This is a genomic window from Leptospira fainei serovar Hurstbridge str. BUT 6, assembly GCF_000306235.2.
GTDB lineage: Bacteria > Spirochaetota > Leptospiria > Leptospirales > Leptospiraceae > Leptospira_B > Leptospira_B fainei.
This window is the reverse complement of record NZ_AKWZ02000010.1, coordinates 298,890-314,576: the sequence shown is the minus strand read 5'-3', so window position 1 is coordinate 314,576 and position 15,687 is coordinate 298,890. Positions and strand designations below refer to the sequence as shown.

Annotated in this window: 29 protein-coding genes; all 29 read left to right on the top strand. The window is 46.7% G+C overall.

Going from position 1 to position 15,687, the window contains the following annotated elements:
- Positions 1 to 163: 163 nt before the first annotated feature.
- The 29 genes from LEP1GSC058_RS10600 (at position 164) to rpsK (ending at position 15,683) form a co-directional block, all read left to right on the top strand.
- On the top strand, positions 164 to 2,041 hold the full coding sequence (locus LEP1GSC058_RS10600) for an elongation factor G-like protein (RefSeq protein WP_039948563.1): 1,878 nt from the start codon (positions 164 to 166) through the stop codon (positions 2,039 to 2,041).
- A gap of 47 nt (positions 2,042 to 2,088) precedes the next feature.
- Positions 2,089 to 3,294, top strand: coding sequence for an elongation factor Tu (tuf, locus tag LEP1GSC058_RS10595; RefSeq protein ID WP_010414595.1), 1,206 nt, complete (start codon positions 2,089 to 2,091; stop codon positions 3,292 to 3,294).
- Between the two features lie 10 nt (positions 3,295 to 3,304).
- Positions 3,305 to 3,613 (top strand): 30S ribosomal protein S10, encoded by a 309-nt coding sequence (gene rpsJ, locus LEP1GSC058_RS10590; protein WP_008593919.1) that lies wholly within the window; start codon positions 3,305 to 3,307, stop codon positions 3,611 to 3,613.
- An 11-nt stretch (positions 3,614 to 3,624) separates the two neighbouring features.
- A complete protein-coding gene (rplC, locus tag LEP1GSC058_RS10585; RefSeq protein WP_016549601.1) occupies positions 3,625 to 4,245 on the top strand; it encodes a 50S ribosomal protein L3 in 621 nt (206 codons plus the stop codon).
- Between the two features lie 15 nt (positions 4,246 to 4,260).
- A complete protein-coding gene (rplD, locus tag LEP1GSC058_RS10580) occupies positions 4,261 to 4,896 on the top strand; it encodes a 50S ribosomal protein L4 (RefSeq protein WP_016550277.1) in 636 nt (211 codons plus the stop codon).
- Positions 4,896 to 5,204, top strand: coding sequence for a 50S ribosomal protein L23 (locus tag LEP1GSC058_RS10575; RefSeq protein WP_010414568.1), 309 nt, complete (start codon positions 4,896 to 4,898; stop codon positions 5,202 to 5,204). The genes rplD and LEP1GSC058_RS10575 overlap by 1 nt, the downstream gene beginning before the upstream one ends.
- Positions 5,205 to 5,207: 3 nt before the next feature.
- Positions 5,208 to 6,047 (top strand): 50S ribosomal protein L2, encoded by an 840-nt coding sequence (rplB, locus tag LEP1GSC058_RS10570; protein ID WP_016550005.1) that lies wholly within the window; start codon positions 5,208 to 5,210, stop codon positions 6,045 to 6,047.
- 2 nt (positions 6,048 to 6,049) lie between these two features.
- Complete coding sequence (gene rpsS / locus LEP1GSC058_RS10565) at positions 6,050 to 6,331, top strand: 30S ribosomal protein S19 (RefSeq protein WP_039934107.1); 282 nt, start codon at positions 6,050 to 6,052, stop codon at positions 6,329 to 6,331.
- Positions 6,331 to 6,663, top strand: coding sequence for a 50S ribosomal protein L22 (rplV, locus tag LEP1GSC058_RS10560; RefSeq protein ID WP_010414560.1), 333 nt, complete (start codon positions 6,331 to 6,333; stop codon positions 6,661 to 6,663). The genes rpsS and rplV overlap by 1 nt, the downstream gene beginning before the upstream one ends.
- Positions 6,664 to 6,675: 12 nt before the next feature.
- Positions 6,676 to 7,353: a 30S ribosomal protein S3 gene (rpsC, locus tag LEP1GSC058_RS10555; RefSeq protein WP_010414559.1), complete on the top strand. Its 678-nt coding sequence runs from the start codon at positions 6,676 to 6,678 to the stop codon at positions 7,351 to 7,353.
- A gap of 32 nt (positions 7,354 to 7,385) precedes the next feature.
- Positions 7,386 to 7,799, top strand: a complete 414-nt coding sequence (rplP, locus tag LEP1GSC058_RS10550; RefSeq protein ID WP_016550713.1) for a 50S ribosomal protein L16 — start codon at positions 7,386 to 7,388, stop codon at positions 7,797 to 7,799.
- Positions 7,796 to 8,098, top strand: a complete 303-nt coding sequence (gene rpmC / locus LEP1GSC058_RS10545) for a 50S ribosomal protein L29 (protein ID WP_016549814.1) — start codon at positions 7,796 to 7,798, stop codon at positions 8,096 to 8,098. The genes rplP and rpmC overlap by 4 nt, the downstream gene beginning before the upstream one ends.
- Before the next feature lie 2 nt (positions 8,099 to 8,100).
- Positions 8,101 to 8,370 carry a 30S ribosomal protein S17 gene (gene rpsQ / locus LEP1GSC058_RS10540; RefSeq protein WP_016549955.1) on the top strand — a complete coding sequence of 90 codons (270 nt, stop codon included), beginning with the start codon at positions 8,101 to 8,103 and terminating at the stop codon, positions 8,368 to 8,370.
- Between the two features lies 1 nt (position 8,371).
- Positions 8,372 to 8,764, top strand: coding sequence for a 50S ribosomal protein L14 (rplN, locus tag LEP1GSC058_RS10535; RefSeq protein ID WP_008596038.1), 393 nt, complete (start codon positions 8,372 to 8,374; stop codon positions 8,762 to 8,764).
- Entirely contained in the window at positions 8,764 to 9,117 is a 354-nt protein-coding gene (gene rplX, locus LEP1GSC058_RS10530) for a 50S ribosomal protein L24 (RefSeq protein ID WP_010414542.1), read from the top strand. Before rplN ends, rplX begins: the two co-directional genes overlap by 1 nt.
- Positions 9,118 to 9,120: 3 nt before the next feature.
- Positions 9,121 to 9,669 (top strand): 50S ribosomal protein L5, encoded by a 549-nt coding sequence (rplE, locus tag LEP1GSC058_RS10525; RefSeq protein WP_010414539.1) that lies wholly within the window; start codon positions 9,121 to 9,123, stop codon positions 9,667 to 9,669.
- 14 nt (positions 9,670 to 9,683) lie between these two features.
- Positions 9,684 to 9,869, top strand: a complete 186-nt coding sequence (locus LEP1GSC058_RS19975) for a type Z 30S ribosomal protein S14 (RefSeq protein WP_010414536.1) — start codon at positions 9,684 to 9,686, stop codon at positions 9,867 to 9,869.
- A gap of 19 nt (positions 9,870 to 9,888) precedes the next feature.
- Positions 9,889 to 10,287 (top strand): 30S ribosomal protein S8, encoded by a 399-nt coding sequence (rpsH, locus tag LEP1GSC058_RS10520; protein ID WP_010414533.1) that lies wholly within the window; start codon positions 9,889 to 9,891, stop codon positions 10,285 to 10,287.
- A 24-nt stretch (positions 10,288 to 10,311) separates the two neighbouring features.
- Positions 10,312 to 10,851, top strand: a complete 540-nt coding sequence (rplF, locus tag LEP1GSC058_RS10515; protein WP_016549548.1) for a 50S ribosomal protein L6 — start codon at positions 10,312 to 10,314, stop codon at positions 10,849 to 10,851.
- Positions 10,852 to 10,855: 4 nt separating this feature from the next.
- Positions 10,856 to 11,224 (top strand): 50S ribosomal protein L18, encoded by a 369-nt coding sequence (rplR, locus tag LEP1GSC058_RS10510; RefSeq protein WP_039948292.1) that lies wholly within the window; start codon positions 10,856 to 10,858, stop codon positions 11,222 to 11,224.
- A gap of 3 nt (positions 11,225 to 11,227) precedes the next feature.
- Positions 11,228 to 11,743, top strand: a complete 516-nt coding sequence (gene rpsE, locus LEP1GSC058_RS10505) for a 30S ribosomal protein S5 (protein ID WP_016550644.1) — start codon at positions 11,228 to 11,230, stop codon at positions 11,741 to 11,743.
- 5 nt (positions 11,744 to 11,748) lie between these two features.
- Positions 11,749 to 11,928 (top strand): 50S ribosomal protein L30, encoded by a 180-nt coding sequence (gene rpmD, locus LEP1GSC058_RS10500; RefSeq protein WP_016551029.1) that lies wholly within the window; start codon positions 11,749 to 11,751, stop codon positions 11,926 to 11,928.
- Between the two features lie 19 nt (positions 11,929 to 11,947).
- Positions 11,948 to 12,469, top strand: a complete 522-nt coding sequence (gene rplO, locus LEP1GSC058_RS10495; RefSeq protein ID WP_016550805.1) for a 50S ribosomal protein L15 — start codon at positions 11,948 to 11,950, stop codon at positions 12,467 to 12,469.
- A gap of 130 nt (positions 12,470 to 12,599) precedes the next feature.
- Positions 12,600 to 13,982: a preprotein translocase subunit SecY gene (gene secY / locus LEP1GSC058_RS10490; RefSeq protein ID WP_010414521.1), complete on the top strand. Its 1,383-nt coding sequence runs from the start codon at positions 12,600 to 12,602 to the stop codon at positions 13,980 to 13,982.
- A 3-nt stretch (positions 13,983 to 13,985) separates the two neighbouring features.
- Positions 13,986 to 14,549: an adenylate kinase gene (locus tag LEP1GSC058_RS10485; RefSeq protein ID WP_332248589.1), complete on the top strand. Its 564-nt coding sequence runs from the start codon at positions 13,986 to 13,988 to the stop codon at positions 14,547 to 14,549.
- 1 nt (position 14,550) lies between these two features.
- Positions 14,551 to 14,769, top strand: coding sequence for a translation initiation factor IF-1 (infA, locus tag LEP1GSC058_RS10480; protein ID WP_010414515.1), 219 nt, complete (start codon positions 14,551 to 14,553; stop codon positions 14,767 to 14,769).
- A 10-nt stretch (positions 14,770 to 14,779) separates the two neighbouring features.
- A complete protein-coding gene (rpmJ, locus tag LEP1GSC058_RS19970) occupies positions 14,780 to 14,893 on the top strand; it encodes a 50S ribosomal protein L36 (protein WP_010414512.1) in 114 nt (37 codons plus the stop codon).
- 2 nt (positions 14,894 to 14,895) lie between these two features.
- Complete coding sequence (gene rpsM, locus LEP1GSC058_RS10475) at positions 14,896 to 15,273, top strand: 30S ribosomal protein S13 (RefSeq protein ID WP_010570827.1); 378 nt, start codon at positions 14,896 to 14,898, stop codon at positions 15,271 to 15,273.
- 2 nt (positions 15,274 to 15,275) lie between these two features.
- Entirely contained in the window at positions 15,276 to 15,683 is a 408-nt protein-coding gene (gene rpsK / locus LEP1GSC058_RS10470) for a 30S ribosomal protein S11 (protein ID WP_016550193.1), read from the top strand.
- The last annotated feature ends 4 nt before the right edge of the window (positions 15,684 to 15,687 follow it).

Genomic DNA, 15,687 nt, shown 5'->3' with positions numbered 1-15,687 from the left:
ACGCGTGTTCGCTATTTCAAGCCCCTTTTTCTTCGCAGCGGGGTATCCTGGGTTAACGACTGAAATCGATTCCCCATCGAGTCCCTAAAGTTGACTAACAAAGCCCCGAATGTTGTTGTCCTTGCGCCTACCCGATTCAGGCTGGGATCTCCACGAAATCGATATGGATCTCCCCCTTCTTAATCCCGGTATCTTCGCGCACATTGACGCCGGCAAAACCACCTTGCTCGAAAGAATTTTGTTCGAAACCGGACGGATTTCTAGTCCAGGCAGCATAGAGGAGGGGACCACAGAATCGGATTATCTGACAGAGGAAATAGAGCGCGGTATCTCGATTCAATCTACCGTCGCTAGGATTCCGTGGCCGAATGCGGAGAGTCGGCGATTACTTCTACAATTCGTGGATAATCCCGGTCATTTGGACTTTCAGCCTCAGGCTAACGCATCTCTTTTGGCGGTGGATTTAGGACTGGTTCTGATAGATTCGTTCGAAGGCTTGAAGTCGCAAACGTTTCAAAATGTCGAATCTCTTCGCAAGGCTCAAAAACCTATTTTATTTTTCTTGAATAAACTCGATCGTCAGGGAGCGGATATTCTATCTTCATTAGTCGATCTAGAAGTTGCCCTAGGTACGGAGCCTATCCTGATGTTCCGCGACGATTTTAGTCTTCCGGTATTAGAAGGCACCGGAAGAGAGGACGAACTTCTTCCTCTTCTGGAATGGGACCCGCAGCTTTCGGAAGGCTATCTTAAGAACCCTGATGATATTTCGTCCTTGGCCAAGAGCGGGCTTGTGAAAGGGTTTTGGAGCGGCAAAGTATTTCCTGTTCTCGGCGGTTCAGCGCTGCATGGGCAGGGGATATCGGAACTTTTGCGTTTTTTGGAGCTTCTAGCAACGGGAAAACCTATGCTGAAACCTTCGATACCTGGAGCATCGGGAGTGGTATTCAAGAGAGAGATCCATCCCGATCTAGGTAAGTTACTGTATTTTCAGGCATGGACTCCCATTCGGGTAGGAGACAAATTTCATTCCGAACAAGAAGTCGGCTCCATGAATACTATTTACCGAGTTTCCGCAAGAGAGCATGAAGAAGCGAACCAGGCAGCGGTAGGCGAACTCCTTGCCACCGACTGCTTGTTGTTTTTGAAACCGGGAGATGTTCTTTGGGGACATAAGTCGGAAAAAAGCAGCTTATTGTCTCCAATCAGAAAACAATTTCATCTTATTCTCGAACCGGAAAAGGGCGAGGATCGCGAAGAGCTTTGGCGAGGGTTAGAAGAGTTGGCTTGGGTAGACACGAGCTTGGAGATAGGCATTCTACCCGAAACAGGACAATTTCGCTTATCAGGGATGGGAGAATTGCATCTTGAGATCGCACTTTCTCGCTTAAAGGAGTTCTTTCCAAAAAGTTTTCAGACCAGCGGAATACATATTGCAAGATTTGCACTTTGGAAAAATTTGGTTAAAAAGGTCGCATTTCAGCATACCGCGTTCGATCAAAAAGTCTCGAGCGGTCAGGTGCTCGCGTCCTTGGAAAGCTCTCACAGTTTCTCCAAGGGAGTGCGGTTTAAAATACAGCTACCGGAAGAAGTAGAAAAGGCAATCGAATCTGCATTTGCAGAAGTGACTGCCACGGGACAGGCTGGGGAAGAAATCCTCGGCTTGAGTTTGATCGTCGAAGCTTTCGATCCTCCTAAGGACGGTTCGGAACTTGATTTTTCTTCTCTTGTGAAGGTGGCTGTTATCAAGGGCTTAAAGGACATAATTCCGTCTAACACGGATCATATTGGTCCTCTTTCCGAGATGGAGATTCTATTACCGGATTCTTATCTAGGAGATGTCTTGGCAAGTTTAGCTAAGCGAGAGGCAAAGATTCGGAAAGTAATTTCGGTTACGGAAGGCCGCTCCTTGATCCAAGCAAGTGCTGCTGCGCAAAACTTGCTTGGCTTTAGCGGTGTTCTTAGAAATATGGCTCAGGGAAGGGGCGTCCTATCTTTGGACACCCTTTTTGACTTTGATCACCATTCTGTATTGCATTAAATGAGTCCCGTGAGGGTTCGTTAACAAGTAAGGAGTTTAAAAGCACTATGGCTAAGGAGAAATTCGACAGGTCCAAACCTCACTTAAACGTCGGAACGATCGGGCACGTAGACCACGGGAAAACCACCCTAACTGCAGCAATTACCACAACCCTCGCGAAAGTGCTGGGCGGTAAAAACAAAGCTGTCGCCTACGACCAAATCGACAACGCACCTGAGGAAAAAGCCCGCGGAATAACGATCGCTACTTCTCACCAGGAGTATGAGACTGCAAACCGTCACTATGCTCACGTTGACTGTCCAGGTCACGCTGACTATGTTAAGAACATGATCACCGGAGCTGCTCAGATGGACGCAGCTATCTTGGTTGTTTCTGCAACAGACGGACCAATGCCTCAAACAAAAGAGCATATCCTGCTCGCTCGTCAGGTAGGCGTTCCTTATATAATCGTATACATCAACAAAGCGGACATGCTCGCAGATGATGAGCGTGAAGAAATGATCCAAATGGTTGAGATGGACGTTCGCGACCTTCTGAACAAATACAACTTCCCAGGCGATGATACCCCGATCGTTTACGGTTCAGCCCTCAAAGCCCTCGAAGGCGATGATTCGGAACTTGGAACGAAATCGATTATCAAATTGATGGAAGCTCTGGATACTTACGTTCCGAATCCAAAACGTATCGTAGACAAGCCGTTCCTGATGCCGGTAGAGGACGTATTCTCTATCACTGGTCGTGGAACTGTTGCTACGGGTCGTGTTGAGCAAGGAACCCTCAAAATCAACGACGAAGTCGAGATCGTAGGAATTCGTCCTACTACCAAGACTGTCGTTACCGGTATTGAGATGTTCCGCAAGCTACTTGATTCTGCAGAAGCAGGCGACAATATCGGCGCTCTTCTTCGTGGAACCAAAAAAGAAGACATCGAAAGAGGACAGGTTCTCGCTAAACCGGGTTCAATCACTCCTCATAAGAAGTTCAACGCGGAAGTTTACGTTCTTACGAAAGATGAAGGCGGACGTCACACCCCATTCTTCAACAACTATCGTCCGCAGTTCTACTTCAGAACCACCGACATCACCGGTGTTTGTAACCTGCCTTCCGGAATGGAAATGGTTATGCCTGGTGACAACGTAACTATGAGTATCGAGTTGATTCACCCGATCGCAATGGATAAAGGTCTCAAATTCGCAATTCGCGAAGGTGGAAAGACCATTGGTTCCGGCGTCGTGGCTGAGATCACCGAGTAAGAGTAAGGGAATGGCTGGCCAAAAGATCAGAGTAAAGCTTAAAGCTTTCGATCATAAGTTGATCGACCAATCGACTTACGAGATAGTTGCCACTGCCAAAAGGACCGGAGCTACAGTCTCCGGTCCGATTCCTCTTCCAACGAAGAAGGAAATCTATACAGTGCTCCGTTCTCCTCACGTAAACAAAAAATCAAGAGAGCAGTTTGAGATGAAAACTCACAAGCGGCTCATCGACATCCTCGACACGAATGAAGATACGGTTGAAGCTCTGATGAAATTGCAGCTCCCGGCTGGCGTGTCTGTGGACATTAAATCCTAAGGGAAGAAGCAATGGCAAAGGGATTAATCGGTAAAAAGATAGGGATGTCCCAAATCTTCGACGAGCAAGGAAATATTATTCCTGTAACCGTCTTAGAGGTAGGTCCCTGCGCAGTTTCCCAAGTGAAGTCCGTCGAGAAAGACGGATACGAAGCGATTCAGTTGGCTTTTCAGGACGATAAAGAAAAACACCTGTCCAAAGCCCAAAAGGGACATTTGGTCAAGGCTGGACTGACTCCGAAGAGAGTGTTGAAGGAATTCCGGGATTTCGGCGATCAGCCTGCTCCTGGCGCGGAATTGAAAGCGCAAGATGTGTTTGCGGTTGCGGATACCGTTAAGGTAACCGGCACCAGCAAAGGAAAAGGTTTCCAAGGTGTGATTAAACGTTACGGACACCATGGAGGACCAGGCGCTCACGGTTCTCGTTTTCATAGACACCCAGGTTCAATGGGTTCCAACACGACACCAGGAAGGGTATTTAAAGGACGAAAACTCCCGGGCCGTACAGGTTCCGATACCAAAACTGTTCTGAATCTAAAAGTGGTTCGTATTCACGAAGCGGAAAATCTGGTATTTGTCAGCGGTTCCGTTCCGGGTCCAGCGAACACGATCGTAACCATCGAGAAGATATAAAGATCCGGTAGAGTGATGAAAGCACAGAAGTACTCAAAAGAAGGAAAGCTGCTCTCGGAAATCGAATTGCCTGCGGCAGTTTTCGAATCCAAGTATAGCAGCGGAGCGATCTACGATGCCATCAAGGCTGAGAACGCTAACCTACGTTCCGGGAACCATCATACAAAAACCCGTGCGGAAGTTTCGGGCGGCGGTAAGAAACCCTGGGCCCAAAAAGGAACAGGCCGCGCTCGCCAAGGTTCCATTCGCGCTCCTCAATGGGTCGGCGGTGGTACAGTTCACGGACCGAGAACTAGGGACTATTCCTATAAAATTTCCCCGAAGGTAAAGCGTCGCGCTGTGCTTTCGATCCTGAATAAAAAAGCCCAAGGCGCAGCGATAAAAGTCGTCGAGGACTTGGATCCGAAGGAATTCAGCACGAAGGCATTTGCTACTTTGTTCAATAATATCGGATTAAAGAATACCGGAGTGATCGGGTTCGTCGTAGGTGGGGAGAGCGAGTTCGTTAAGAAATCGGTCCGGAACATTCCTACGGTGAAATACATCAATTCTAAGCGTATTTCGATTCGGGACATTCTTTATAATAGAAACCTGGTGATTACCGAGGCCGCGTTAGGCGAGATCCTCAAGCACTATGGGGAAGGTAAATAATGAACCTACACGAAGTTATTCTTTCACCTGTCGTTACCGAAAAGTCTCAAGATCTTGAGACGATCGGAGAAAAAGCCGGCAAGAGAACCGTTAAGTATACCGTTGAAATTCATCCTAGAGCGAACAAAACTCTAGTGAAGGAAGCTTTTCGCAAGATATACAATGTAGTTCCTTCCTCGGTGAATATTCAGGTTTATCGTGGAAAAGTAAAACGTTTCCGCCATTTACCCGCTCCTAAAGCTCATTGGAAGAAGGCAATCGTCACCTTCCGTGACGGAGCGAGCATTGATTTTGGAAAGGAAGTGTAAGAAATGGGAATTAAGAAATTCAAACCCGTTACTTCCGCAAGCCGTTTCAAATCCGTTCTTGATTTTAAAGAACTGACTGAAACCGAGCCGTACAGACCTCTCACCATCTCACTCAGCTATAAAGCCGGTAGAGGAGAGGGCGGAAAAATCGCCGTTCGCCGTAAAGGTGGAAGAGTTAAGCGTAAATACCGTATTATCGATTTTAAACGTCGTAAAGTAGGTATTCCCGCTACCGTCAAGACCGTTGAATACGATCCTTACCGTTCAGCATTCATTTCTTTGATTTGCTATACGGACGGTGAATATGCATACATCTTGAATGCGGAAGGCATGAAAGTCGGCGATAAGATTTCTTCCGGTGATACCGCGGAAATCAAGCTAGGGAACGCTCTTCCATTAGGAAAGATTCCACCCGGCACAAACGTTCATAATATAGAATTAAAAATCGGAAAAGGCGGACAAATCGCTCGTACTGCCGGCTCGTTTGCTACGATTGCCGGTCGCGACGGAGATTATATGCTTCTGAAGCTTCCGAGCTCCGAAGTTCGTAAGGTTCACCATAACTGTTACGCGACGATCGGAATCTGCAGTAATAAAGATCATAACCTAGTATCGATCGGTAAAGCCGGTCGGAACAGATGGTTAGGAAAACGTCCTAAAGTTCGGGGAGTCGTTATGAACCCCGTCGATCACCCGCATGGTGGCGGGGAAGGGCGCACATCCGGTGGTCGTCATCCGGTTACTCCTTGGGGTATTCCTACTAAGGGGTATAAGACTCGTCGTAAAGCTAAACCTTCCGACAAGTTCATCGTACAGAAGAGAAAGGGAAATAGGAGCAGGTAATCATCATGAGATCCTCAAAAAAAGGTCCGTTCATCGACAGCCACCTTATGAGCAAGGTGATCAAGCTGAACTCCGAGAACCAAAAGAAACCTTTCAAAACCTGGTCGCGCAGAAGCACGATTTTTCCGGACATGATCGGACATACGATTATGGTGCATAACGGAAACAAATTCATTCCGGTATATATCAATGACAATATGGTCGGACATAAATTGGGAGAATTCGCTCCAACTCGCACCTATCGTGGTCATGGAAATACGGATAAAAAGGCCGGTAAGAAATAATGGAAGCCGTAGCCGTAGCAAGATTTATCCGGATGTCTCCTCGGAAACTCCGTCTCGTCGCCGACGAAATTCGGGGATACGAAGTTGCGGAAGCTTTAGATATCCTAAAATATACGAATAAGAGAGCAATCGAGCCTATCTTCAAGCTGATCAAATCGGCGTCTGCAAACGCAGTCGTAAAGAATGAAAGCGCGCAGCCCGGCAAGATGTTCATTAAAAAGATTCTCGTGGATGAAGGCCCGATTCTAAAGCGCTTTCGGCCTCGTGCTCGCGGACGTGCGGCAAGAATCCGCAAGAGAACTAGCCACGTAACAGTGGTAATCTCGGACTAATAAGGGGAAATCATGGGACAGAAAGTTAACCCAATCGGACTTCGTATCGGAATTACCCGCGGATGGGATTCCATCTGGTTTTCTCAACAAGATTATAGAAAAAATCTTCACGAGGACATTCGGATCCGTCGTTTCATTCAAAATCGTTTCCGCGAAGCCGGAGTCGTGAAGGTGGTCGTTGAGCGTTTTCCTGAGAAAATCAACGTAAACTTGCACACGGCAAAACCGGGCGTAGTGATCGGTAAGAACGGTGCAAATATCGAAGCCGTTAAGAAAGTCATCAAAACGATGAGCGAAAAACCTCTTAACTTGAATATTATCGAAGTTAAGAAACCGGAAACCATCGCTCAATGTATTGCCGAATCCATCGCAATTCAAATCGAAGAACGTCAACCGTTCCGTCGCGTAATGAAGCAAGAACTTCGTCGCGCAATGAGAGGCGGGGTTGAAGGAATCAAAATCATGATTTCCGGACGTTTGAACGGGGCCGATATGGCGCGTCGCGAACATTATCGCGAAGGTAGAATTCCTTTACATACTTTACGGGCAAAAATCGATTTAGGTTTCCGTGAAGCTAGTACGACTTTCGGACAAATCGGAGTGAAGGTTTGGACCTACACCGGAGATTTTATCTCTAATAAAGACGAGTCGGAAGAAGACAAATACGCGGTTAAGAGAAGGACCAACTGATCTTTTAAAGATCAGTTTACAGGGAACGAAAGATGTTATCACCGAAAAGAGTTAAGTTCAGGAAGAGACAAAGGGGACGGCTCAAGGGAACCGATGAACGCGGTTCCAAAGTTTCCTTCGGCGAATACGGCCTCAAGGCCATTACGTCCGGCCGCCTGACCGCCCGCCAAATCGAGGCGGCGCGTATTACCATCAACCGCCAAGTGAAACGAGGCGGAAAACTTTGGATCAGGATTTTTCCGCATCTCCCCATTACCAAGAAGCCGGCAGAAACCCGGATGGGAAAGGGAAAGGGAAATCCGGAATTCTGGATCGCAGAGATTCGTCCAGGTCGTATTTTATTCGAAATGAGCGGCATCGATGAAGCTTCCGCTAAGAAGGCGTTGGATTTGGCCGCTTATAAGTTGCCGGTTCAAACCGAATTCGTGAAGAGGTCGGTATTATGAAAAAGGTCAAACTGCACGAACTGAAAGACGTCGAAATTTTGGCTCAAATAGAAGATGCTCGTAAGGTAATTCGTACCGCGCGCTTTCAATACGGAGTCGCGCGTTCTCTTGAAAATCCGAAAGTTATCGCTAACGCTAAGAAAAAGATCGCGCGCCTTTTAACAATTAAAAGGGAACGTGCGCTTGCTGCGACTCCAGGTGCAAATAAAGTGCGTCGTTTCTCTCGTTCGACTCGTAAAGAGCAGAATCGTGCGAAGTCGAACGGTGCGGCTAAATTGGCTGCAAAGGCTAAGAACTGATTATGGAAACAGCAAAGAAGTCCGTTAAAAAATCCCTTCTAAGCGAAGGTAAGGTCGTAAGCACCGCCATGGAAAAAACCCTGGTGATGGTCGTAGAGACTCGCAAGACTCACCCAAGATTCAAGAAGATCGTGCGCAGAACCGTTAAGATGAAAGTTCACGATGAGAAAAATGAGTGCCAAGTGGGAGACAGGATTCTGGCGATTGAAACCCGTCCACTCTCTCGCGAAAAGCGCCACCGTCTATTTAAGATCGTAGAAAAGGCAAAGTAAGATGATCCAACAGGAAACCATCCTCCAAGTAGCCGACAACTCCGGGATCAAGAGAGTTATGTGTATCAAGGTCCTCGGGGGCTCAAAGAAACGGTATGCATCCGTCGGAGACGAAATCATCGTCGCCGTTAAGGATGCACAACCGGCTTACGGGCTAAAGGATTCCACGGGGAAAAAGGTCCACAACAAGGCCGTACAACGTGCCGTAGTTGTTCGCACTAAAAAGGAAATTCGTCGTCCCGACGGTTCCTATATCAGATTCGACGATAACGCGGTAGCGATTATCGACGATAAGGGGAACCCGAAAGGTACTCGGATTTTTGGACCGGTCGCTCGCGAGCTCCGGGACAAGAAATACGCTAAGATCATCTCCCTAGCTCCGGAGGTTCTATAATGTCTAAGCTGGCATATCGGGGTTCCGAATATACTAAGTTTAAATCCGTTAAGCTCCACAAAGACGACGAAGTTGTCGTTATCGCTGGAAAAGAAAAAGGCAAACGCGGAAAAATCCTGGTTATCGACAAGAAGCGAGATCGCGTCGTTGTCGAAGGATTGAATAAACGTAAGCGCTTCCTAAGACCTACTCAAGAGAATCCTCAGGGTGGAATCGTAGAAGTCGAAGCGCCGATGCATATTTCTAACGTTATGTTCTACGACTCCAAAAAGAAAAAGGGAGTTCGCGTGGGATTTCAAGAAAGTAAAGGCAAAAAAGTCCGCGTAGCAAGACCGGACGGGAAAGAGATCTAAGCCATGGCAGCGAGACTTAAGGAAAAATACGGGAAAGAAATCGTTCCCGCACTCCAAAAGCAGTACAGCTTCGAATCTGTAATGCAAGTGCCCCGCCTCGAGAAGATTGTTCTTAACGTGGGTATGGGAGAAGCGCATACGAATCCAAAAGCGCTTGAAGCTGCAGTTGAGGAAATGGCTTTGATTACCGGACAGCGTCCTGTGAAAACCAAGGCTAAGAAATCCATCGCGGGATTTAAATTGCGCGAAGGGATGAGTCTCGGCGCAACCGTTACTCTTCGCGGGAACTATATGTATGAGTTCCTAGACCGCCTAGTGAATGTCGCTCTACCTCGGGTTCGCGACTTCAAAGGAGTTTCCGAAAAGGGTTTTGATGGCCGCGGAAATTACAACTTTAGCATCAAAGAACAGATCATTTTTCCAGAGATCAAAGTAGATAAGATTAACACGATCTATGGAATGAACATGACCTTCGTAACGAATACTAAAAGCGACGCGGAAGCACATAGCCTACTTGTCGCGTTCGGTATGCCGTTCCGGAACCTGAAATAAGGAGCACCGCAGTTATGGCTAAGACCTCTCTGATCGAAAGGCATAAGAAAGTTAAAAAATTTAAGGTGCGGATACACAACCGCTGCCCGCTTTGCGGCAGACCTCGCGGTTACCTTAGAAGGTTCGATATGTGTAGAATTTGTTTCCGGAAACTGGCTAGCCAGGCTCAAATTCCGGGCGTAGTAAAGGCATCTTGGTAAGGGCTGGGGGAGAAAGTTTATGAGTTTATCTGATCCTATCGGCGATATGCTTACCCGCATCCGGAATGCCGGTCGCGCGAAACACGAAAGTTGCCTTGTTCCCGGAAGCAAAATCAAGCGCTCTATCCTGGAACTTATGAAAGAAGAAGGCTTTATCAACGGCTATGAGCCCGTCCAAAACGGAAGTTTTGAAGATTTTAAAGTCACTCTAAAATATGACGGAACCAAAAAGCCCGTCATTCGGGAACTCGTTAGGGTTTCCACTCCTGGAAGAAGGGTTTATCTTAAGAGCGAAGACATTCGTCCTTACAAGAATAACATGGGAACTATGATTCTCTCTACTTCCAAAGGAATCATGACGGGTAAAAAAGCCCGGAAACTACGCGTAGGAGGAGAGGTGATCTGCAAACTCTCTTAAGAGTTTTAGATATCCGTAAAACCTATGTCCAGGATTGGAAAAGCAGAGATTAAACTTCCCGAGAAAGTGGAAGTAAAATTAGAGAACAATGCCATTCGTGTTAAGGGTCCTCTAGGGGAATTACAAACTCCTATCTTCGATGGAATTGCCCTGAAAAACGAATCCGGTACTTTGAAACTGGAGAGATCCAGCGAAGAGCAAAACGTTGTCGCTTTGCACGGTTTGACTCGCGCTCTTCTACTGAATTGCGTTAAAGGTGTTACCCAGGGTTGGGAAAAAAACCTCGATATTACCGGAGTCGGATACCGTGCTGCAAAGCGCGGAGAAGATCTGGTAATGAACTTGGGATACTCGCATGAAGTCGTTTATAAGACTCCGAAAGGAATCAAAATCGACGTAAACGAGCAGGTTAAGATCAAGATCTTCGGTATCGACAAACAATTAGTCGGTCAAGTCGCTGCCGATATCCGCTCTAAGAGACCCCCAGAGCCTTACAAAGGTAAAGGGATCAAGTACAACAACGAAGTGATTAAGAGAAAGGCCGGAAAAACCGGTAAGAAGTAAGGCCATGATTAATAAACTGAAGAAAGTCGCAGCCAAACAAAGAAGAGCAGAGCGCTCCCGCTTCAAGCTACGGCAATTTGGGGATCGCCCCCGATTGGTCTTCAATAAGTCCAATCGTTATCTTTCCTGCCAGATCGTAGACGATATCAAGGGAACTACGCTAGTTTCCGCTACTACTCTCGACAAGGAATTCGCTTCTTCTGGAAAGAGCCGTAAAGACCTAGAGGCAGCCAAGACACTCGGTAAAATTATCGGTGAACGCGCCGCTTCTAAGGGAGTAAAGTTGGTCATGCTGGATCGTTCCGGAATGATATATCACGGAAGGATTGCAGCCTTCGCCGACGCAGCCAGAGAAGCTGGCTTGGAGTTCTAATATATGGCATACGAACAAGATCAAGAAGCTAAAGAATTTTCCGAAAAGGTCGTTAAAATCGACCGTGTCGCAAAAGTTGTTAAAGGGGGACGTCGTTTCTCCTTTAATGCATTAACGGTTGTAGGCGACTTAAAGGGAAAAGTAGGGATCGGATTTGGTAAAGCCAACGAAGTTCCCGATGCAATTCGTAAGTCTATCGAGTCCGCTAAGAAAAACCTAGTAAAGGTGGAATTTCGCGGCCACACGATTCCTCACGAGGTCACCGGAAAGTTCAAATCGGCAAAAGTAATTCTGAAACCGAGTTCTCCGGGAACTGGAATCATCGCGGGAGGATCCGTTCGTTCCGTAGTTGAAAAAGCGGGAATTCAGGATATTCTAAGTAAATCCTGGGGTTCATCCAACCCGGTAAACATCGTTAAGGCGACTCTTGATGCTCTTCAGCAGTTGGAAACTCCTGTTTTGGCAGCTCGTAAAAGGGGAATCACCTTGGCTCGTTTATTCGGTAATGACGTAGGATAAGAAAGATGGAAACCGTAATCGTCACCCAAGTTAAAAGCAGCATAGGCGTTAAAAAAGGCCAAAAGCTGACTCTCGCAGCTCTGGGGCTCCGGAAGACGGGGCAACAGCGCAAGCATAATCTAACTCCTCAAATCCAAGGCATGATCAATGATGTCAGGCATTTGGTGAAAGTGGACAAGGCCTAAGAGGTTCGGATAATTTATTATGAGCAAGGAAAGAATTAAAACTGCACTCGCGTTCGGAAAAGAGCGCTCTGAAAAGGAAAATGTTCCGGCTCAGAATACGGTTCCGGTCCCGGCGGGATCCACTAAGAATAAAAAGCGCTTAGGCAGAGGAATCGGTTCCAAAACCGGTAAAACTGCCGGTCGCGGATCCAAAGGGCAGTACGCGCGGAATAGCGTTCGTCGGGGTTTTGAAGGCGGGCAAATGCCGATCCACCGTCGAATTCCAAAAAGAGGATTCACTTCGATCTTCCATAAGACTTTCTTCCCAATCAACCTCAGGGATATTGAGAAAAGCGGTTTGACCGGGAACATAGATGCCAAAAATATGGTTGAATCGAAGATTCTTGATAAAGAGACGACTCTTTTCAAGATTCTTGGCACTGGGGAAATCAAAAAAGCAGTCCATATCGTGGCTGATAGCGTTTCCAAATCCGCCAAGGAAAAAATAGAAAAAGCCGGCGGGTCGGTAAAATTACGTTCCGAACTGGCTAAAGAAGCCTGATCGGGCTTCGGATTCACGCTTCTGCTTTGATAGAAGCTTTTATAAGGAGGGACTCGATTTTGAGTCCCTTTTGCCCAAGAGGGGATCGAAAGGTCCTGGAAATAGGAAAAGGAATTTAGTTTAGAACTACATGCTGACTTCGATCGCAAATATCTTTAAGATTCCGGAGCTAAGGAATAAGGTTTTCTTTACCCTTGGCATGCTCCTACTATTCCGTCTTGGAACGCATATTACTATTCCAGGAATCGATCCGAAAGTCGTTTCCGCGATTGCAGCCGATGCGACTGCTTCCGAGGGATTGGTAGGCATGTTCGATATGTTTGCCGGAGGAGCGCTTCTGAACTTCTCCATTTTCGCTTTGGGAATCATGCCGTATATTTCTTCTTCCATCATCATGCAGTTAGTTATGGTTTTGGTTCCTTCTTTGCAGAAACTCCAAAAAGAGGGTGAAGAAGGCCGTAAGAAAATCGGACAGTACACGAAATACGGAACCATTATCCTTTGTGCGGTTCAATCTCTTGCGGTAATTCGTTTAGCGCAGCAGTGGTCTTACGGCGCGGATCAAAAGGCGGCATTGCACCCGGGCCTCATTCATTCCTCCGTGGAATCTTGGTTTTTCTTTATAGCGCTTTTGTCGATCACGACCGGGACGGTATTACTGATATGGTTGGGCGAGCAGATTACCGAGAGGGGAATCGGTAACGGAATCTCTCTTTTAATCTTTGCCGGTATCGTAGGGCGCTTACCGAGTTCCGTTTATCAATTGTTCCAAGAGAACTTCGTAGACGGTTTGAATATTATCATTTTATTATTATTGTTCATTCTATTGATCTCTTTGACCGTTCTTTTGACGCAAGGCGTTCGTAAGGTGCCTTTACAATACGGAAAACAGATGGTCGGACGTAGGATGGTCCAAGCAAAGAGTCAAAGCATTCCGTTTAAAGTAAACGGAGCAAGCGTTATGCCGATCATCTTTGCGTCTTCGCTTCTTCTTTTTCCGCAAACCATTATTCAGCAGATCGTAGATATTCCTGAATGGGCAGGCTGGGCAGTTCTATTAGATTATTTGAATCCATTTTCTCAGATCTGGTATCACGCGGCAGTTTACTTCTTCATTTACATAGGTTTGATCGTATTCTTCGCGTATTTCTACACAGCTATTCAATTTAATCCGGCTGAACTTGCGGAAAACCTTAGAAAATACAACGGTTTTATTCCGGGAATTCGCCCTGGTTCTCATACCAAAGAATATATCGAAAAGGTATTAAACCGTATTACTCTTCCGGGTGCGATCTTCCTCGCAGGCCTAGCGCTCGCTCCATACATCATAATTCGCTTTTTAGATTTGGGAACGAATTCGGGCGGCGGATCTTTGGTTTATACCTTCGGCGGAACCTCTCTTCTAATCATGGTGGGTGTCGCTTTAGAGACTCTGAAACAATTAGAATCCCAATTATTAATGAGAAACTACGACGGTTTCTTGAAAAAATCCAAGATCAAGGGCAGGTCTTAGAAAGTGAATTCTATCATCTTCATGGGCCCACCCGGTGCGGGAAAGGGAACTCAAGCTAAAATTCTTTGTGATTCACTTGGAATTCCCCAAATATCCACCGGTGATATTTTGCGCTCTGCCGTGAAGAATGGAACCCAAATGGGACTCGAGGCCAAAAAATACATGGATGCGGGCGATTTGGTTCCGGATTCGGTTGTCATTGGTATAATCAAGGATCGTATCGTGGAACCGGACTGTAGGAAAGGATTCCTGTTAGATGGATTCCCGAGAACGGTCGAGCAGGCAGAAGCGCTCGATAAGCTTCTAAAGGCAGAAGGCAAAGACATTAAGCGTGCGATAAACCTGGAAGTCCCTGATGCCGAATTGCTTCAAAGGCTTTTGAAGCGCGCAGAAATCGAAGGGCGCTCCGACGATAACGAAGCGACCATCAAAAGTCGCCTGGACACATATAATAAAAAGACGCTTCCTCTTCTGGATTACTATTCCGCTAAGGGAAATCTTTCCCGGATTAACGGCGTAGGATCACTAGAACAAGTAACCGAACTCATCAAAAAGGAGCTGACGTAACTTGGCTAAAGAAGAAGCGATCACTGTGGACGGGACGGTTCTGGAACCACTGCCCAACGCCATGTTTCGTGTCGAACTAGAGAATGGGCACAAGGTTTTGGCCCATATTTCGGGTAAGATGAGAATGCACTATATAAGGATCCTTCCCGGGGATAAGGTCACCGTGGAACTTTCCCCATATGATTTGACCAAAGGTAGAATTACCTACCGCAAGAAGTAGGACAGATGTTATGAAAGTAAGAACCTCCGTTAAAAAAATCTGCACCAGTTGCAAGATCATTAGAAGAAAGGGCGTGATCCGCGTGATCTGCACCAATCCTAAACATAAGCAAAGGCAAGCGTAACCATGGCACGTATCGCAGGAATCGATCTTCCAAGGGAAAAAAGAATCGTTGTGGGCTTAACCTATATTTTCGGGATTGGCCCCTCTACTTCCCGCAAAGTCCTGGCGAAAGCCGGGGTTGATCAAGCCGTTCGAGTGAAGGATCTTTCCGACATCCAAGAGGCCGCTATCAGAAAGGTGATTGAAGAAACCGTAAAGGTGGAAGGGGATCTTCGCTCTGAAAACCAGCTCAATATCAAACGTCTGATGGACATCGGATGTTACCGTGGGTTAAGACATAGAAAAGGCTTGCCGGTCCGCGGTCAAAGAACTCGTACCAATGCCCGTACTCGTAAAGGCGTTAAAAAGACCGTCGCCAATAAGAAAAAGGCAACTAAGTAATCATGGCTGAAGATAAGAAAACAAAGAAAGATAAGAAAGTTAAGAAGAAGGAAAAAAAGGTCGTACCGCGCGGTAAGGTCTATATCACTGCTTCTTTTAATAATACTATTATCACCATAACCGACCTGGCAGGAAACACTCTATCTTGGTCGACTGCCGGTGCAATGGGCTTTCGTGGCTCAAAAAAGTCCACTCCGTACGCTGCGCAAATCGCGGCAGGAAACGCCGCTGAAAAGGCGATCGACGCAGCTGGACTAAACGAAGTGGATGTTTTGGTTTCCGGTCCGGGAATCGGCCGTGAATCAGCGATTCGCTCGTTAGTTGCAAGAGGTCTTTCTATTAAGATGATTAAGGACGTAACTCCTCTACCCCATAACGGTTGCCGTCCCCGTAAAAGAAGAAGGGTCTAAGGTA